This is a genomic window from Robiginitalea aestuariiviva (assembly GCF_029537735.1).
Classification (GTDB): Bacteria; Bacteroidota; Bacteroidia; order Flavobacteriales; family Flavobacteriaceae; genus Robiginitalea; species Robiginitalea aestuariiviva.
The window spans coordinates 541,964-560,494 of record NZ_JARPUQ010000001.1; the positions used below are offsets into that span (position 1 = coordinate 541,964).

12 protein-coding genes are annotated in these 18,531 nt (G+C 56.4%); 8 read left to right on the forward strand and 4 right to left on the reverse strand.

Going from position 1 to position 18,531, the window contains the following annotated elements; all coding sequences use genetic code 11:
- Position 1: 1 nt before the first annotated feature.
- From OZ410_RS02440 to OZ410_RS02450, 3 genes are all read left to right on the forward strand, one after another.
- On the forward strand, positions 2 to 2,233 hold the full coding sequence (locus tag OZ410_RS02440) for a xanthine dehydrogenase family protein molybdopterin-binding subunit (RefSeq protein WP_277706317.1): 2,232 nt from the start codon (positions 2 to 4) through the stop codon (positions 2,231 to 2,233).
- Between the two features lie 118 nt (positions 2,234 to 2,351).
- On the forward strand, positions 2,352 to 2,810 hold the full coding sequence (locus OZ410_RS02445) for a (2Fe-2S)-binding protein (protein WP_277706318.1): 459 nt from the start codon (positions 2,352 to 2,354) through the stop codon (positions 2,808 to 2,810).
- A gap of 19 nt (positions 2,811 to 2,829) precedes the next feature.
- Positions 2,830 to 5,028 (forward strand): xanthine dehydrogenase family protein molybdopterin-binding subunit, encoded by a 2,199-nt coding sequence (locus OZ410_RS02450; protein WP_277706319.1) that lies wholly within the window; start codon positions 2,830 to 2,832, stop codon positions 5,026 to 5,028.
- Positions 5,029 to 5,130: 102 nt separating this feature from the next.
- Here OZ410_RS02450 and OZ410_RS02455 read toward each other — a convergent pair whose 3' ends face one another.
- Positions 5,131 to 6,570, reverse strand: coding sequence for a sulfatase family protein (locus OZ410_RS02455; RefSeq protein WP_277706320.1), 1,440 nt, complete (start codon positions 6,568 to 6,570; stop codon positions 5,131 to 5,133).
- A gap of 92 nt (positions 6,571 to 6,662) precedes the next feature.
- Between OZ410_RS02455 and OZ410_RS02460 the strand changes: the two genes are divergently transcribed.
- The 3 genes from OZ410_RS02460 to OZ410_RS02470 all read left to right on the forward strand — a co-directional run bounded on the left by OZ410_RS02460 (position 6,663) and on the right by OZ410_RS02470 (position 12,151).
- Complete coding sequence (locus tag OZ410_RS02460) at positions 6,663 to 8,150, forward strand: sulfatase family protein (protein WP_277706321.1); 1,488 nt, start codon at positions 6,663 to 6,665, stop codon at positions 8,148 to 8,150.
- A gap of 272 nt (positions 8,151 to 8,422) precedes the next feature.
- Entirely contained in the window at positions 8,423 to 9,763 is a 1,341-nt protein-coding gene (locus tag OZ410_RS02465; RefSeq protein ID WP_277706322.1) for a toll/interleukin-1 receptor domain-containing protein, read from the forward strand.
- Positions 9,764 to 9,784: 21 nt separating this feature from the next.
- A complete protein-coding gene (locus OZ410_RS02470) occupies positions 9,785 to 12,151 on the forward strand; it encodes an nSTAND1 domain-containing NTPase (protein ID WP_277706323.1) in 2,367 nt (788 codons plus the stop codon).
- Positions 12,152 to 12,226: 75 nt separating this feature from the next.
- Here OZ410_RS02470 and OZ410_RS02475 read toward each other — a convergent pair whose 3' ends face one another.
- From OZ410_RS02475 to OZ410_RS02485, 3 genes are all read right to left on the reverse strand, one after another.
- Positions 12,227 to 12,793, reverse strand: coding sequence for a fasciclin domain-containing protein (locus OZ410_RS02475; protein ID WP_420917740.1), 567 nt, complete (start codon positions 12,791 to 12,793; stop codon positions 12,227 to 12,229).
- 223 nt (positions 12,794 to 13,016) lie between these two features.
- On the reverse strand, positions 13,017 to 13,343 hold the full coding sequence (locus tag OZ410_RS02480; RefSeq protein WP_277706324.1) for a TerB family tellurite resistance protein: 327 nt from the start codon (positions 13,341 to 13,343) through the stop codon (positions 13,017 to 13,019).
- A gap of 143 nt (positions 13,344 to 13,486) precedes the next feature.
- Positions 13,487 to 13,816: a TerB family tellurite resistance protein gene (locus tag OZ410_RS02485; RefSeq protein WP_277706325.1), complete on the reverse strand. Its 330-nt coding sequence runs from the start codon at positions 13,814 to 13,816 to the stop codon at positions 13,487 to 13,489.
- 466 nt (positions 13,817 to 14,282) lie between these two features.
- Here OZ410_RS02485 and OZ410_RS02490 point away from each other — a divergent pair, with 466 nt between their 5' ends.
- The gene (locus OZ410_RS02490) at positions 14,283 to 16,271 is read left to right on the forward strand and encodes a tetratricopeptide repeat protein (protein WP_277706326.1); all 1,989 of its coding nucleotides are present in this window, start codon (positions 14,283 to 14,285) and stop codon (positions 16,269 to 16,271) included.
- A 10-nt stretch (positions 16,272 to 16,281) separates the two neighbouring features.
- A complete protein-coding gene (locus tag OZ410_RS02495; RefSeq protein WP_277706327.1) occupies positions 16,282 to 18,528 on the forward strand; it encodes a caspase family protein in 2,247 nt (748 codons plus the stop codon).
- The last annotated feature ends 3 nt before the right edge of the window (positions 18,529 to 18,531 follow it).

Below are 18,531 nucleotides of genomic sequence, written 5' to 3' on the forward strand. Positions count from 1 at the left end.
TATGAAGCATCTCGAGGTTTCCGAAAGCCGGCGGCAGTTCCTTAAGGCCTCCAGCCTGGCCGGGGGCGGGCTACTGCTCTCCTTCAATTGGCTGGCCTCGTGCCGGTTTTCCGCAGAGGAAATGGGTGAAATGCCCAAGGAATGGTCCGAACTGAACGGATTCCTCAAAATTGCGGACAATGGGCAGGTGACCATTATGTCGCCCAACCCCGAAGGCGGGCAGAATGTAAAAACCTCCATGCCCATGATCGTTGCCGACGAACTGGATGTGGACTGGAAAAGCGTCCGTGTGGAACAGGCCCCCCTTAACCTGGATGCCTTTTCCTTCCAATGGCTGGGGGGTAGCCAGGCCATTCGCCGCGGCTGGCCCGGCCTCCGCCAAGCCGGGGCCTCCGCCCGCCTGATGTTGCGCACCGCAGCTGCACAGGCCTGGGAGGTAGACCCCGTTGAGGTCACCACCCGCAGTGGAGTCCTGGAACACCAGCCCAGCGGCCGGTCTGCCGGATATGGCGCATTTGCCGCAGCCGCTGCACTGCTACCCGTGCCGGAGGAGGTCCCGCTGAAGGAGCCCGGGGATTTTCATATTATCGGGAGTTCCCGTAAAAATGTAGATGGGCCGGAAATCGTAACCGGGAAACCGCTTTTTGGCTCAGACATCTCCGAGGAAGGCATGCTGATTGCCATGATTGTGCACCCAACCGCCTTTGGCCTGAAAATTAAAAGCGTGGACGACTCCCAGGCGCGGAACATGCCGGGCATCCGGGATATTTTCACCATTCAAATTTTGGACGAGGCCTACCAGAAAGAGTATTTCGACACCCTCACTTTTAATGAAGTGGTGGCCATTGTGGGGGATTCCACCTGGCAGGTGATGCAGGCTAAAAAGGCCCTGCGAATTACGTGCGAACCTATAGCAACCCGGGAAGAAACCCGGCTGCGTTTTGGCCAGCCGTATCCTTTTGTAACCCCTTCCGGCCTGGAATCCTCGGCCGGGCACGAAAGGCAGATGGAGGAAATGGCGGTCCGCCCGGGTGCCATCCGCCGTAAGGACGGAGACCCTGAAGCTGCCTTCCGGCGTGCCGCCCGGATTGTGGAACGGTCCTATACCGGCCCGTTTCTGGCACATAATTGCATGGAGCCGATGACCTTTTTTGCCGATGTCTCCCCTACGCATGCCCGGCTGAAAGGCCCCCTGCAGAAACCGGAACTCACGGAAAAGGCCCTTTCCGCCCGCCTGGGGATGCCTTTGGAGCAGATCGATTTTGAAATGACCCGCCTGGGTGGCGGGTACGGCCGCCGATCCTATGCGCATTGGGCTATAGAAGCCGCCTTGATTTCGCAGCACATGGGAGCGCCCGTTAAACTGACTTATAGCCGGGAAGACGACATGACTGCCGGTATCTACCGGCCAGCCTACCATGTACGGTTCCGCGCCGGTCTGGATGCGGAGAATAACCTGATTGCCTTCCATGTAAAAGCCGGGGGCATCCCGGAAAGCCCCCTGGCCGCCAATCGTTTTCCGGCCGGGGCCGTGCCCCACTACCTGGCCGAGGAATGGACCCTGGACACCAACCTGACGGTAGGGTCGTTCCGCGCCCCCCGTTCCAACTTTATGGCCGCCTCAGAGCAGTCCTTCCTGGATGAGGTGGCCGAAGCCGCAGGAAAAGACCCCATCGAATTCCGTCTGGAACTATTGGAGCAGGCACTAACCAACCCCGTAGGCGAAACCAACGACTACGATGCAGCCCGGTACGCCGGCGTCCTGGAACTGGTGCGTGAAAAATCGGGGTGGGCCAATCCACCCGATGGCTTGTACCGGGGCGTATCGGCTTATTTCTGCCATAACTCCTACGCCGCCCAGGTCCTGGATCTGGTGATGGAAGATGGGAAGCCCCGGGTACAAAACGTAACCTGTGCCCTGGACTGCGGCATCGTCATTAATCCGGACGCCGCCCGCAACCTGACCGAGGGCGGGATCGTAGACGGAATTGGCAATGCCCTCTTTGCCGAACTCCCCTTTGTGGATGGGGTGGCCCAGAAGGACAACTTCGACCGCTACCGCATGATCCGCATGGCGGAAGCACCTAAAGCCATAGACGTCCATTTTGTGGAAAACGGGATGGATCCGACCGGGTTGGGAGAACCCATGTTCCCCCCCGTATTTGCAGCTTTGGCCAATGCCCTGTACCAGGCTACCGGCCGCAGGCATTACCGCCAGCCTTTCCTGGGCTAAAGCTCCCGGGCAATTGGAACCAACCCCCTGATGCACAGCTGGCACCGGCCGGCAAGCGTTTCTATTTAAAACGATTCTTAGGGGTATATTCTTTACTTTCAGGGCAAGAATCCGAATTATGGCACAATTTACCCTGAACATCAATGGCACATCGCGGGAGGTGGACGTAGACCCCACCACCCCGCTGCTCTGGGTCCTGAGGGACCACCTGAACCTTGTTGGCACCAAGTACGGATGCGGCATTGCCCAATGCGGGGCGTGTACCGTACATGTTGGCGATGTGGCCACACGCTCCTGTATGTTGCCCGTTTCCTCGGTAGGCAACCAGAACGTCACCACTATAGAAGGCCTTTCTGAAACGGGAGACCACCCGGTGCAACAAGCCTGGCTGGAAGCAGACGTACCCCAGTGTGGGTACTGCCAGGCCGGGCAAATCATGACCGCTACGGCCCTGCTCAAGCAAAACCCGAATCCCTCGGACGCAGAAATCGAAATGGCCATGAATGGCAACATTTGTCGCTGCGGCACCTATGTGCGCATCAAGGAAGCCATTAAGAACGCGGCATCCCAATCCTGAACCTTAATATCCCTGAAACATGACACTGGTCAAAACACAATACAACCGCCGTTCATTCCTAAAGGTTTCCACTGCTGCTGGCGGGGGTATGCTGATCGGATTTAACTGGCTCATGAGCTGCACCCGGTCCGATGAAAAACCGGCTGTTGCCATCCCGAACGAATGGTTCGAAATTAACGGCTATATCAAAATAGGGGATACCGGGATGGTAACCCTCTATAACCCCAATCCCGAAATTGGCCAGAACGTAATGACCTCCATGCCCATGATTGTAGCGGAAGAACTGGATGTGCCGTGGGATCATGTCATTGTGGAACAGGGCATGCTGGATTCGGATGCCTTTAAAAACCCGCAGTTTGCCGGGGGAAGCCTTTCGATAATGCTGGGGTGGGAGCCCTTGCGTATGGCCGGGGCCACCGGCAAGCGAATGCTGCTGGAAGCGGCTGCAAAGGAATGGGGCGTTAGCGTTTCTGATCTTACGGCCAGCCAGGGCATCATCAAAGAAACCCAGGGCACCCGGCAAATCGGATATGGGGAAATTGCCTCCAAGGCCGTGGGCATGGAGATTCCGGAGGAAGTAGCCCTGAAGGACCCCAAGGATTTTACCCTGATCGGAACGCCGCAAAAAAATGTGGTAGGGACGGAGATTGTAACCGGGAAACCCCTCTTTGGGCTGGATTACCAGCGCGAAGGCATGAAACTGGCCATGATTGTACAACCACCTGCCTTTGGGCTGACTCCTACCGGGTTTAACCGGGACGAAATCCTGGCCATGGCCGGGGTGCAGGATGCGTTTATGATCGACACGGGCCTGGAAAGCGAACTCTTCGGCAATGTGAATGCCTTTCCCAAATGCATTGCCCTGGTGGGGGATACCACCTGGGAACTCATGCAGGCCAAAAAGGCCGTGCGGGCAACCTATGAAACCACCGGCGCATTGGAGGATTCCAGTATGCACGACCGTAGGTTGCAAGAGGCCCTGGCCGCCGGGGAACCCAGGGATACCCGCCGGGATGGCGATCCGGAAGCCGCCTTTGCCGGGGCGTCGAAAATCATCGAACGGACCTATACCTCTCCCTTCCAGGCCCACAACACCCTGGAGCCGATGAACTTCTTTGCACATGTAACAGAGGGTCAGGCCGAACTCTTTGGGCCAACCCAGACCCCGAATGCCTTACGCGATCTGGCAGCCTTATTGCTGGAAATGGACAAAGAGCAAATCAGCGTGGGCATGACGCGCATGGGAGGGGGCTTCGGCCGCAGGCTGTATACGCATTTTGGCCTGAGGGCCGCCGCCATTTCCAAACAGGCCGGTGTTCCCATTAAACTGATTTATACCCGCGAAGACGATATGACCAACGGCGTGTACCGACCGGCCTATCGCTCCACCTACAAAGCCGGGCTGGACGCGGACAACAATCTGGTTGCCTTTTCGGTTCGGGGTACCGGCCTGCCCGAAGGCGCCATTTTCCCGAACCGTTTTCCCGCCGGGGCCGTAGATCATTATCTGGCGGAAAACATCATGTCCGAAACTAATATTTCCACCGGCGCCTGGCGGGCGCCGCGTTCACATTTCACTGCCGGGGCGGAGCAGTCCTTCCTGGACGAAGTCGCAGAGGCCGCGGGGAAAGACCCCATTGACTTTCGCCTGGAACTGCTCTCTCGCGCTGCATCGGACCGGGTTGGTGAGCAGTTCGAATACGACGCCGAGCGCTATGCCGGAGTCCTGAAACTGGTCAGGGAAAAATCTGGCTGGGGCACCCAGACGCCCGGGATTTACCGGGGGGTGGCCGCGTACTTCTGCCACAACAGCTATGTGGCTGAAGTCTTTGACCTGGCCATGGAAGACGGGCAGCCCAAGGTGAAAAAAGTCTGGTGTGCGGTAGACTGCGGGATTGTAATCAACCCGGAAGGTGCGGTCAATATGATCCAGGGGGGCGTGGTAGATGGCATAGGCCATGCCATGTATAGTGAGCTCACCTTTGAGAACGGGGCACCCCAACAACAGAATTTTGACCGTTACCAACTGATCCGCCACCTGCAGGCACCGGAGGCCATCGAGGTCTTCTTTGTGGAAAGCGACGTGGCGCCCACAGGCCTGGGCGAACCCGGATTACCGCCCGCCGTGGGAGCCATGGCCAGTGCCCTTTACAAGGCTACCGGGAATCGGGTATACCATGTGCCGTTTGCCACGGACAAACCACCCCTGGTGGGATAGGCCTGCAAGGCCACAAAGCACTAAAAAAGGCAGCTGGTGCTGCCTTTTTATATTTGTACGCATAACCCCGTGTCGGTTGCGTTAATCTTCCGGGCATTAACCCTATCCCCGGTCCTTTAACTGGTCCGGCTTGCGGACCATTTTGGCCCGGTGCTCAGCAGTCAGCTTACGGATGGCTTCCAATACCTCCGGGTGGGCTTCCGCAATGTTGAAGCGTTCCGAAGGATCCTCTTCCACGTTAAAGAGCAGGGGTATTCCATGTTCCTCCCGCGTATCCCTACGATATCCCGCCTCGGTAATAAAGTGGGCCTTAAAGGGGCCCAGGCGCACAGCATACAGCTCACTTCCGCGGTAATAGAACATGGTATTCCGGGCACTTTTCCCGTTGCCGGCCAGTACCGGAGTCAGGTCTACTCCATCCAGGATGCGGTCCTGGGGCAAGGGCACCCCGGCCATGGCGCTAAAAGTAGGCAGCAGGTCCATGGTACTGCCCATCTCCATCACCACGCCCGGGCGAACATAGGCCGGGCCCCAGAATATGGTAGGTTCCCGCATCCCCCCTTCCCAGGTGGTCCCTTTGCCCTCCCGCAACATTCCCGCGGTACCCCCGGAAATTTCGGTAGGCAGCCAGGGGCCGTTATCCGAGGTAAAGACCACAATGGTGTTCTGATCCAGGCCTTCTTCCCGAAGCATTTCGAGCAAAAGCCCCATGCCGTGGTCAATTTCCTCCACTACGTCTCCGTACAGGCCCCTGCGGCTGCTGCCCAGAAAGTCTTCCGAAGCAAAGAGGGGCACATGCGGAAGGTTGTGTGCCAGGTACATGAAAAACGGGCCCTCCTTATGGTCACGGACCCACCGGATGGCCTCCTCGGTATAACGGCGGGTGAGGGTGCGCTGGTCTGCGGGCCGTTCCACCACTTCGGTGTCCCGGATCAGGGGGACATTGAAATCTGCAGGGGTCAGGTTTTTATATTCCCTGGTCCAGAGTTCCCAATAGCCGCTAGCAGCCGTCAGCTTGCGGGTCAGATCCATGTCGTTGGAATAGGGGATCCCGAAATAATCGTCAAAACCATGGTTCACCGGCAGGTACTCCGGTTGGTGCCCCAGGTGCCACTTACCCACCATGCCGGTAGCATATCCGGCGGCCTTCAGTTGTTCGGCCAGGGTCACCTCCGAGGCCGGCAGGCCGCCGTGGGAATCCGGGAAAAGCACCCGGTTCACGGACGAGGCCATCCCACTGCGGATAGGCAGGCGGCCTGTCATCAGCCCGGCCCTGCTGGGCGTACACACACTGGCTGCAGCATAGAACTGGGTCCATTTCTGCCCCTCAAGGGCCATGCGGTCCAGGTTGGGGGTCCGGATGGTCGGATGGCCAAATACCCCCAGGTCTCCGTATCCCAGGTCGTCTGCAAAGACTACAATCACATTGGGAGGGCGGGTAGCCGGGGCTTCCTGGGCATAACCGACAGGACCGGCCAACAGGGCCGCCAGAAATAAGATAAAGGGGATCGATGGAACCGAAAAAGCGGGCTGTACGGGCATGGGCTGGTGGTTTTGCAAGGTGCTGGGGCCGGGATAAGCGTAATGTACACACAATTCCTTACATTTAAACGAAAACCACCTAACCCCAGCCTATGCGCCCGTTCCGCCTTTCCCTGCTTGGTTTCGCCTTTATGCTGGCCCTCCCGCTACCTCTGCTGGCCGGGAACCCGGGGCCGAAGCCCGCGAAAAAACAAAGAAACGTCATCTTTATCCTAACGGACGACCACCGCTACGACTATATGGGGTTTACCGGGAAAGTCCCCTGGCTGGAGACGCCGAATATGGACCGCCTGGCAGCCGAAGGCGCCTACCTGCCCAACACCTTTGTGACCACCTCCCTTTGTTCCCCAAGCCGGGCCTCCATCCTCACCGGGATGTACTCCCATACCCATACCATTGTGGACAACCAGGCCCCCAACCCGGGCAACCTTACCTATTTTCCGCAGTACCTGCAGAAAGCGGGGTACCAGACCGCCTTCCTCGGGAAATGGCATATGGGCAGCCATACGGATGAACCCCGCCCGGGGTTTGACCATTGGGAGAGCTTTTTTGGGCAGGGGGTGTATTATAACCCCACCCTGAACATTAACGGAGAACGCATACAGTATGGGGATTCCACCTATATCACCGACCTGCTTACCGAACATGCCATAGATTGGCTTAAGGAGCGGGACCGGAAAAAACCATTTTTTCTATACCTCTCCCACAAGGCCGTACATGCCGAATTCCAGCCTGCACGCCGTCATAAAGGGAAGTACGCCGGGAAAAAAATCGCCCTGCCCCCTACCTACGACCAGACTAAAACCGGGGAATGGCGCAAACTGAAATGGCCCAAATGGGTAGCCGAACAGCGCGTGAGCTGGCATGGCGTGGACTATATGTACCACAGCAATACCGATATGCAGGAGCTGGTACAGGCCTATTGTGAGACCCTGCTGGGGGTAGATGAGAGCATTGGGTCGGTTATGGCGTATCTGGAAGCCGAAGGCCTGGACCAGGAAACCCTGGTTATCTACATGGGCGATAACGGCTTCAGCTGGGGCGAGCACGGGCTAATCGACAAGCGCCACTTTTATGAGGAATCCGTAAAGGTTCCCCTGCTGGTGCGCTGTCCGGAACTCTTCTCTGGGGGGCAGACCCCCCAGGCCATGGTGCAGAACATCGACATTGGTCCAACCATCCTTGCCGAGGCCGGGGTAAAACAGCCCTCAGATATGCCGGGAGTTTCGTTTATCCCCATCCTGACCGGGGAGAAGCCTGAGGGCAACCGGGATAAGATATTCTATGAGTATTATTGGGAAAACGACTTCCCGATGACCCCCACCGTTTTTGGGATGCGGACGGATAAATACAAGTATATCCGCTACAACGGGGTTTGGGATCAGAACGAGCTCTACGACCTGGAAAACGACCCCCATGAGATGTACAACCTGATAGCCCACCCGAAGCAGCAGGAGGTGGCCAGGCAAATGCTGGACTCCCTGTACACCTGGCTGGAAAGCACTGGGGGCATGCAGATCCCGCTCAAACGAACCGGAAGGCCACGGTTTGGGGATTTCAGGCACAAAGGGGAGTACTAACTTGCGCTTTCGGACCAAAAGCAAGGGGTTTCCTACATTTTTTAGTAAAAATTGAAGCTTTTCATGCATACAGGCGATGATTTTGCCCGTTTGGTGTGGGCTGTTACCCGAAACTTATTAAATTGGAGGGAACGTGGCCAGGGTGCCGCTCCCCCATCATCTTGCCAGCAACGCCGGAGGTGCCCTGCGCCAACGGAGTACGGACGTTTTAGTTACCGGTACGCAATGAAAACAACGGGAAGCCAACCCCATACCAAATCCTTCAAAGACTCATGAACGAGGCCACGTTGCAACGCATTATCAAGCGGATCAATGAGGGCCAGTGCCTGGTGATCCTCGGGCCGCAATTATTGAGTCCGGATGGCACCGGCATCCATACCCTGCTGAACCAGCACCTGACCGAAACCCTGGGTAGCAAGGTGCGTTGCTACGACGACCAGGAATTCATCAGCTTCGATGCCAAAACCCGGGAATTGCTCATAGAAGATGAGGTCTCGGACTTCTTCGAGGGCCTGCAGGCCAACGACCTGTACCGCAAGATCGCGGACATCCCCTTTCCCCTGATCATCAATACTGCCCCGGATGTGACCCTGAATCAGATCCTGAAGGAAAAGGGCATAGGGTTCGACTACGACTTTTACCATAAGGGAAGGGCCCCCAAGGAACCAGCCAAAACCCAGGCCCGTTACCTCTACAACATTTTTGGCGACCACCGGGAACTGGATTCCATGATCCTCACCTACCGGGACCTCTACGAATACCTCCACAGCATTATGGGAGACAACGGCCTGAAGATCAAAAGCCTGCTTCGGGAATCCAAAACCGTCCTCTTTTTCGGCTTCAGTTTCGACAAATGGTATTTCCAGCTGCTGCTCTGGCTGATGCAGATTGAAGACAAGCTGCTGAATTCCCACGACATCAACCAGGAGAGTATCAAACACCTCTACCACGAAGAATTCGATGTGGAATTTTTCGAGAACAGCACCGCGGCCGAGATTATAGACGCCCTGCACAAGGCCCTGGAAGCAGGGCAGATCCAGGAGCCCGAAGCCCAGAAAGTGGCACCGACTGAAATCTACATTTCCTATGCCTGGAAAGGCGCCAGCGAGGAAATGGCCAACCTGATCGAAACCACCCTGCAGGCCAATGAAATCCACTTGGTACGGGACAAGAACGACCTCGGCTATAAAGGCGGGATCACAGAATTCATGAACCGGATTGGGCAGGCCAAGGGAGTAGTGGTGATTGTGAGCGACAAGTACCTCAAATCCGGGTACTGCATGTACGAACTCTCCGAGATTTACCGGCATGCAGACTTCGAGGGCCGCATTTTTCCCATCGTGCTGGAGGATGCCATGATCTTCGATGTAAACAAGCGCCTGGAATACAAACAGGAATGGAAACAGAAGCTGGATGCCCTGGATGAGGAAATCAAACGTTCCGGGGCTGAGGCCCTGCAGACCATAGGGGCCGAGTACGAGAAATTCAAGCGCATCTACGACGATTTTGACCGCATCATCAACAAGGTGTCCGATATGAATGTACTGACCCCGGACATCCATAAAAGCACCCATTTCGAAGACCTGATCAAAGCCATCCGGCAAAACACCTAAAACCCGCGAACCGCAACCACCTTGGAAAAGCAATTCAGATATCCCGGCGCCCGCCCCTTCTCCGCAAAGGACGGCAACCTGTTTTTCGGACGGGAACAGGATATCCGTGCGCTTGCCAACCGGATTGCCCTGGAACCCCTGGTGGTGCTTTTCGGAAAATCGGGCTATGGAAAAACCTCCCTGCTGCAGGCCGGGGTATTGCCCATACTGCGGGAACGGGAGAACCACCGAACCATTGAACTGGACCTCAAGGAACCCGAAGCCCACCCCATAGACCTGGTGATCCACCAATTGCAGGAGCATCTGGGCGGGGCCCCATACCTGGGCGATCGGCTGAATATTGCGGCCGAGCTCCCTGACGACCTGGTGGCCGTACTTTGGTGCACCCTGAAATCCATACAACTGGCGCACCCGGAACATACGTGGAACACCCTGGTCTTTGACCACTTCGAAGACCTTTTCAACAGTCACCAGCCCCATGTGGAATCCCTGGGCCGGGCCCTGTCCGAAATGCTGCAAAAACAGCCCCCGAAGCCCATCCGGCGGATCATCAAAACCCATATGAAATCCGGGGCGGACAGCTTTAGCGAAGCCGAACTGGAGGCCTGGTTTGCCCCCCTGAACCTGAAAGTGGTCCTCTCGGTCCGCCATGACCACCTGGGGTCCCTGGACGGGCTGAAACCCTATATCCCCTATATCTTCAGGCACACTTACGAACTCAAGCCCCTGAGCAGTTTGCAGGCCCTGGAGGCCCTGGAACGCCCGGCGGCCCTGGAAGGGGACTTTGCTTCGCCTGCATTCACCTATCAGCCCAAAGCCCTTGAAAAAATTGTCAGCAGCCTGAGGGACAAACGCACCCAGCGCATCGAGACCTTCCAGCTGCAACTCATTGCCCAGCATGCGGAAGAGGCCATGATGGCCCAGGCCGCGGCCAACCCACAGGCGAAAGCCTTCACCCTTTCCGCCAAAGACCTGGGCAATCCGGATGAAATCTTTGAAAACCACTACGAGGAAATTATTCTGGGGCTGCCCCGCAAAAACCGGGGCAAGGCGCGCAGCCTGGTTGAGAAACGACTGATTCTGAACGGGAATCGCATTCCCCTGCCGGAGCAGATGATTACGGAACAATACCACATCCCCCTGGGGCTGGTTAACACCCTGGTAGAGCGACGCCTGGTGCGGTCCCAGCTCAATTCGGTGGGCACCACCAGCTATGAGCTCAGCCACGACACCCTGGTGCCTCCCATCCTGAAAACAGCTCGGCGCCACCGGCAGAAAGTCCTCTGGAGGCGGCTGCGCATTGCCGGGTTACTACTGTTGCTGGCCATTATCGGGTTCGCTTCCTGGGGCACCTACCAGATGTCCCGGGCAGACGACCTTGCCAAAGATGTAGACAGCCTTCGCCAGGCACTGGACCAATACAAGGACAGCATACGGGTGGTGGAAGTGCCCGGAGAGGTAGAGGTCATTGACCGATTAAATATTGAAATCCAGCAACAGCGGGATACGCTGGACAGCCTGCGCAACCGGCTTGCCGAGGCGGCAACGCCCACCACGGGCATTGGGCCGGTTATCGGAACAGACCCTCCGGATACGGAGGTAATCACAGGCCCCGTTGGCCCGCCTATAGACGACCGCATTTTGGTGAGGCTCCCTGCCCAGGTGCATTCGGAATGGATCGAAAAACTGGACCGGCTAAGGACCAAGCTCAGCGCAGACCCGGATGCGGAGTACCGCAGCATTGACGGTTTTTCGGGAAGTTCAGACACCCGCCCACCGGAGGGCTGGGACCTGGACCCCGAGGCCACCCACCTGTTGGCCATCCGGGTAAAAACGGGAAGGCGGGTCTTTGACGCCCGCAACCCCAAAGCCTTCTTTGTCTTGCTCGCCCAGGGCAAGGCCTATAAATTCCTGGGGGGCACGGGCTTTTATCAGACCGAAGGCGACCTGGCCTTTTTGCCCAAAGGGCAGCACCGCATGAAACTGGGCACGCCCAGGGCAGACCGGGTTCTGGTGCCCTATTCGGAAGGAGTACTGCTGATCCGGGATATGGACCGCAATGGCGAGCTCTCCGAAACCGATGCCCGCAATGGCCTGGTTAGAAACCCGGTATCGGACCTTTCCATCCGCTGGTTTACCGGCGGCAACGCCATAGATAAAGCAGGAGAACAACTGATTTTTAACCAGTACTACATCAATTCGGACGACCGCATCCGGGCTCTGGCAGGTGGGTCGCAAGGCGCTTATGACCGGTTTGTCGGGATCCTTTGGGGGCAGCCCCAGGGCCGCCCCATCTATTACACCGTCCTGGACCTGGATGAATTCGATTCGGTAGACCGGCAGGAAATAACCCGCGATATTGACCGCCTCACCACAGGTTCCCGCTAATTCCCAATTGCTTTCAAAAAACAAAGCGACACCCAACGGGTGCCGCCTTGCACAAATCAACAACCAAACGACTCCCTAGGAAGCAGGGAGTATTACCGTATCTACCACATGGATTACGCCATTGGACTGGTTTACATCCGCAATGCGCACAGTGGAAGTGTTGCCGGAGGCATCCCGCACCACCAGGCTTTTGCCCTGCTGCATCACGCTGAGGCTGCCGCCCTGGGCTGTGGTAAGGGTGGCCTTACCCCCTCCTTTACGGACCAATTCCATAAGGGCTGTGGCGGAATAACGCCCCGGGACCACATGATAGGTCAGCACGGCCTGTAATTTGGCCTTATTCTCCGGAGCCAGCAGCATGGGAATAGTTCCCTCGGGCAACTTATCAAAAGCTGCATTGGTAGGGGCAAAGACCGTGAAAGGGCCCTCGCTTTGGAGGGTGGGCACCAGGTCTGCCGCCTTTACGGCAGCCACCAGGGTGGTGTGATCTTTGGATTCCACGGCATTGGCAACAATATCCTTGGTGGGGTACATGGGGGCACCACCCACCATTTTTACCTGGGCCGAAGCCAGATGGCCGGCAAACAGCAGGCCGAAAAGCATAAAACAGGTACTCTTTACTTGTGGTTTAAAGGAAAACATAGGTTTTTGTTTTAGGATTACATCCTTACCTACGCAGCTTTCCGGTACGGGTTTGGTTTCCGGTCAAAAAAAAAATTTCCGACAAAGGGTGCGCATAGCCACCCCCTTTCCGTTTTGGGAGTAAACACCTAACACCAATCAAGGAAAGAAGTCAGTGTCCAGATTTAAGAATATGGAATCCTGCCGCCTGGGGCTGGATACCGGATAGGTGAATTGCCTCGGATTAGATATCGACGTCGATGCCGGCTGCGGAAAATACCCTGTAGATAAACTGGATCTCCTTTTCGTCCACATCCCCATCTGCATTGGCGGCCTCGTTCATCAGGCGGGCCAGGGCTTGCTTCTGGGCGTCCGGCATGGCGCGCAAGACCCCAAGCGCCTCCCCGGGTTCGGCCTTGCGGGCCTCCAGGATAAGTTCCGGCTTAAAATCCAGGGCGTCTGCCAGGCGGTCCATAAACCGCACTTCACCCCTTTTGATCTGATTATCCATTTGAATGACCTCGTCGATAGCTTTGAGGACGGCCAATTTTTCCAGGAGATTGAATTGCATAAATAGAAGACTAAGGTTAAGGCAGGCGCAAGCAGGGCCTGCGCCGGACACGAAGATAGAACTTTCCCCGCTACCGGAGAAGCCATAAAGGCAACCCTGCCGGACTGCAATGCGTTTCCAGGGTATCCTTTGGGCGAAAAAACCTAGAGGCGCTCCGTTTCGATGCCCACCCGCTCAAAAATATTCGCAATCAGCTGCAGCTCCCTGTCGGAGACCCGGCCATCAGAACTGGCTGCTTCCTGCAGCATAACCCCCAGGGCGTATTTTTTACTTTCCGGCATGGCCTTAAGGGTGGTATAGGCCTTCTCATGATCCAAATCCCGGGCTTGCTTCAGGAGGTTGAGATCAAATTGCAGGACCGCGGCAAGCTGGGTCAGGAACCGGGCTTCCCCTTCATATACCCGGTCATCGGAACGCATAATGGTATCGACGGACTTTAGGACGGCCATTTGTTCGGCCAGATTGAAATCCATAGGCGAGGATTTAAAGTGTACACGTAAACATCCGAAGGCCCATATTTCGAGGCTATCGGTAAGGAATATCGGCCCCCTACTTCGATTTTACCCCTGGGCCGCCCTTGGATTTAACTCCAGGGCCGCTCTTAGATTTCACCCCGGGACCACTCTTGGATTTAACGCCCGGACCAGACTTGGACTTCACTCCGGGGCCGCTCTTGGATTTTACTCCGGGACCACTTTTGGACTTGACCCCCGGGCCGCTCTTGGATTTTACTCCGGGGCCACTTTTGGATTTTACCCCCGGGCCCGACTTGGATTTCACCCCCGGACCGGACTTGGACTGGAGGCTTGGTTTTGGTTGTTTTGATTCAGACATGAGTTCCCCAATTAGTTACTATATTCACTATATTAGTTAAAATAAGGGAGGCAACCAAACAAATCCGGGGGTTTTAGACCCTCAAATTCAGCTTTTAACGGGGACATGAAATTTAAAAAATTTATCAGGGAATGCCGGGAGCACAATGTCCTGAAAAACCTCTCAATTTACATCGTATCCAGTTGGGTCCTGCTGCAGGTCATCGCCCTGATCGCTGAGCCACTGGGGTTTTCCACCAAGGCCGTTGCATACGGCCTGATCCTGCTGCTTATCGGGTTCCCCCTCTACATCTACGGGGTCTGGCGTTTTCAACTGGCGCCCCAACTTTCCCAGGCCGGGCCGGAGCCTGAAGACGGAGCCGCAACCGCTGGCAAATCCCCGAAATCCCCTTTCCAAAAACTGTATTTCTCCTTCCTCGCCATTATTACTCTGGTCTGTACGGGAATTGTGCTGGCCCTGGTGAATCAGAACCTGGTACGGCCAGGGGTTTCCCTGCAGGCCCCTACGGGAAACAAGATTGCCGTACTGCGTTTTGAAAACCTTACGGGGGACCCTTCCAAAAATCTTATAGGGGAAATGGCCGTAGACTGGATTATACATGGCATTACCCGCAATAAACTCGGGCAGGTGATCTCCCCGGAGATTATAGAGGATTATTCCAAAGTACTCCGGGCGAGTATGGTGCCGGATCCCTCCCAGGTGCAGGTGACCGAATACCTGAAACCCTCCAAAATCATTGAAGGGGATTATTACCTGAGCGAGGGACGGATGCTCTTCCAGTGCTCCATCACGGACGAAGTAATGAACCGCACCCTGGTATCCTTCGAACCCGTTTCCTGCGATGCGGACACCCCCTTGGAATGTATAGAGGCCCTTAGCCAGCGTATTCTCGGTTTCTTTATCGACGAGGAACGGGCCGCCGAAAGCCTGGAGGAACACCCCCCTAAATACGAGGCTTATGAGTTATTCAGCAAGGCCAAGACCTGGTGGAATGAAGACGACCAGCAATACCTGAAACTCCTGAACGAAGCCATTGCGGCAGATCAGGATTTTTTTGAACCCAAGGCCTTTCGGTTTATGTATTATTTCAATCGGGGAATCTATCCAACGGCAGATTCCCTGTTGCGGCAAATGAAACAGGAATCCGGCCTGTACTTTCGGCAACAAATCCTGCTGAACCTCTACGAAGCCCTGCTGGAAGGCAACCACCGCAATGCCTATAAATACCAGGAGCAGGAATACCACATTACCCCCATGCATCTGGAGACCAATTCCAATATGATGGTCTTTTCCCTGCAGTTCACCAACCGGCCGGAGGCTATCGACAGCCTGTACCGGGAGATCGATATGTCCGAAATGGACCTCTCCCAATGTGCTTTTTGCGTGGAGCGCTACAAGATCAAGGCGATGTCCGATATTGACCTCGGCAACGAACAAGCAGCCATCAGGTTACTGGAACCCCTGGCCCGGCAGGATGGTTTCTGGATCCTGAAAAAAATTCTCCTCAGGGCCTATGTCCGCTCCGGGCAGTGGGAAGAAGGGCGCCGCCAACTCGAAACCTGGCGCATTGTCGCCCCGGTGGATACCCAAAAGGACCTGATGCTTTTCGGGGCCAGGGAGTTCCTGAGGGAGGGGAGATCAAAGGAGGCTCGTGAAATCCTGAAGCAGGCTCTGGAGCTGCCTTTTTCGGACAATCCCGTCGATGCCTATCTGAAGGGGGAATTGCTATTTTACAATGGAAACTACCAGGAAGCCCTGCCTTATCTGGAAGAAGGATACGGGGCCGATCCTGCAGATTTCAATTACGGGGCCCTGCTGGCCATCAGCCTCGAAAAACTGGGGCGGGCTGCCGAAGCGCAGCAGCAGTTGCAACAAATGGAAAGCCTGAAGGCCCCATACCAGTATGGGGAATTGCCCTATTCCCTGGCCATGTATTACGCGGCCACAGGGCAGGTTGAAGCCTGCCTGGACCAGTTGCTAAAGGCCATTGCGGAAGGCCATTGGTACGAGACCAGTGCCTTCCAGAATGATCCGCTGCTCCGACCGGTTTACAACACCCCCGGATTTGAGGCCGTAATGAATTATTGGAAATAAACACCCGCATATGACCCTCCTGCAAAACGCCTATGCCCTGCTGATCGGCATCTCTTATGAAGACGGCCTCGATACCATTGGAGACGCACAGGATATTGCGGCCCTGCTTCAGGACCCGGCCCTTTGCGGGTATCTCCCGGAGAACGTAATTCTGGTAACGGGCGAGCAGGCGGATCGCAACGGCATCCTGTCTGCCTTCGACCAGCTGATCGAAAGGACCGATGCCAATTCCTCCGTTTTCCTTTATTATTCCGGCCACGGCGATGTACTGGATGGGATTTTTCATTTTGTGCCCCATGGCATCGTGGCCGGTATGGAGTACGACGATTATACTTCCGCCTGGGTAACCGCAGAGGATATCCGGGACAAAATTGACCGCCTGCAAACCCGCAGGCTGATCTTCTTTATGGATTGCTGCCACGCCACCGGAATGGCCGTTGGCGGTTTCAGCCCGCGCCTGGGTCCTGGACAGCCGGAGGAAGCCCCCCAGGCTGCTTTCGACAAACTGGAAGGCCTGGCCCAAAAGGTAGATAACGAACGCGGGATATCCGTGATAGCCTCCTGTAAGGAAGAACAGGAATCCTACCAGCTGGACGGAGACCGCAACAGCTTGTTCACCAAGCACCTGCTGCTGGCTCTGAAGGGGGAACACCTGGAACAGGTCCGGGATCCCTACGTCCGGATCCTGGAGGTGGCCGGGTACCTCTTGCGCGTTATCCCAGAAACCATTGAGCGGGTGGCCGCCGAATGCGACCCGCCTCTGGATATCCGCCAGGAACCCTACGTAAACCTGGAGATGTACGACAACTTTGTCCTGAGTTACCTTCCGGAAGCCCTGAGAAAGCGGACAACACCGGAGACCGCACCGGTAGTGGCGGAGGCCCCGAGGCCCAAAGAGGTCAGACAGGTATTTCGGGAAAGCGAGGGCGCCAACAACCTCATATTGTTTGTGCATGGTTTCTCAGGGGAATCCACGGAAACCTTTGGCCGTTTGCCGGACCTGCTCATGCAGGACCCCGAGCTGGATGGCTGGGACATGAAGCCTTTTGGCTATTCGCGCTTTATTCAGCCGGAACACGGTAAACACGTCTGGGGCGGGATTAAGGATATCGGCAGGATTTCCAGTTATCTCTGCACCTCCATGAAATACAAATTCGAGGCCTACGACCGGGTAGCCATTGTAGCCCATGGCATGGGGGGACTGGTAGCACAGCGAGCTATCCTGGAGATGCCCGAGGCACAGCGCGAAAAAATATCCCACCTGATCCTGCTGGCCTGCCCGAGCAATGGCATACCGGAAGAGGACCTGGCGGCCCAGTGGCAGCAGGAGTATTCCGAAATGAGCGCCTCAGGGCCCTTTATAACCGGCCTGCGTTCGGCCTGGAACACCGCGTTCAAGGATAACCCTCCCTTTAAACTGGGACTGATCGCCGCAGCCGACGATCCCTTTGTGCAACCCGCCTCCTGCCTGGAGGCTTTTCCGGGGGTAGAAGGCTGGTTGCTGGAGGGCAATCATTTTTCCCTGGTCAAACCGGAAAACACTTCAGAGCCATCCTACAGGCTGGTGCGGGAATTGCTCACCGCCTCCGAAACCCTGGGGGAATTCGGGGACGCCCGCACGCGCAACCTGGCCCTGGGGCAGTACGATGCCGTGGCACGGGAACTCCTGCCCATTGCGGAGCACCTGGATTTGAAAGGTCTTCGCCAACTGGTTTTTGCCCTGGAAGGCCTGGACCGAAGGGAGGAGGCGCAGGCCCTGCTGGAAACCCACCCCCTGGCGGAAGAATCCACAGACTTGATGGGCATCATTGGAGGCCGATACAAACGGGAATACCTCAAACGCCCGGATCGCCGAAACGGGGAAGCCGCCCAGGTCTATTACGCCATCGCCCTGGAACAGGCGAAGGAGGCCGCAGACCAGGAGCAGGTATACTACCACGCCATTAACCTGGCCTTCCTGGCATTGGTGATGCAACAGGACCCGGAACACATGAAATCCTATGCCCAACAGGCCCTGGAAGCTGCCCAGGACTCCGAAGACGGCCTTTGGACCTTTGCTACCCTAGGGGAGGCCCACCTCTATCTGGGCAACCTTTTTGCATCCAAAAGTTTTTACGAAAAGGCGGCAGCAACGGCCGGGATACGAGAAAAGATATCGATCTACACCAATGCCCACGCAGCCTACCTGGCCCTGCATACCCCCGCCGGGGGGGCAGACGATTTTACCGCCTACCTGAAAACCCTCTTCCTACAATAAAAG